Annotated in this window: 1 pseudogene; it reads left to right on the top strand. The window is 64.5% G+C overall.

Annotation, left to right across the window (positions count from 1 at the left end):
* A pseudogene (locus GM668_RS30755) lies at positions 1-719 on the top strand (hypothetical protein); the annotation flags it as partial.

The following is a 719-nucleotide window of genomic DNA, read 5'->3' as shown; positions in this document are numbered from 1 at the left end:
GCTGCCAGCGCCTGGCTGAAAGGCATTACCACGGATGCATCGCTGGCGGCGGCCAAGGCTGGCGTCGATAAAGCCGTCAGCGCGGTAGTAAATGCCACGGCGCAGCGCGGCACGCTGGCAGACGGCTATATTCGCGATGCGGTGGTGTTTGCCGATGCCAACGGCAACGGCGTGCTCGATGCAGGCGAAGCGCAGACCAAGACCGATGCGCAGGGTAACTTCACGCTGACGGGTGGCAGCGGCGCGCTGATTTCGATTGGCGGCGTGGATATCGCCACTGGCAGCGCCGTGAACGGCAGCTTCAAAGCGCCGGCCGGCTCGACCATGATCAGCCCGCTGACCACGCTGGTGCATTCGGTGGCCAGCAGCGGCAACCTGAGCACGGCGCAAGCGGAAGCGCTGGTGAAAACCAAGCTGGGCATTTCGGACAAGGTGAACTTGTCCAGCTTTGACCCGATCGCGGCCGCCGTGAAAACGGACGCCAGCACGGATGACAAAGCCATGGCGCTGAAAGTGCAGTCGCTGGCGGCACAGGTCAATACCGTGATGGGCCAGGTGGGCGCGGTGCTGAGCGGCGCCGGTGTGACGCAGGGCAGCGATGGCGGCGCCAATGCGGCGACCAATGCGCTGGCAAACCTGATTACCAAGGCGGAAGACAAGGTTGACCTGGGCTCGTCCGACACGGCGAAACAGATCGTCAAGGGCGCGGCGGAAACGGC

This window comes from Pseudoduganella ginsengisoli (genome assembly GCF_009720865.1).
GTDB classification, from domain to species: Bacteria; Pseudomonadota; Gammaproteobacteria; order Burkholderiales; family Burkholderiaceae_D; genus Rugamonas; species Rugamonas ginsengisoli.
This window is presented reverse-complemented; position numbering and strand designations above follow the sequence as displayed.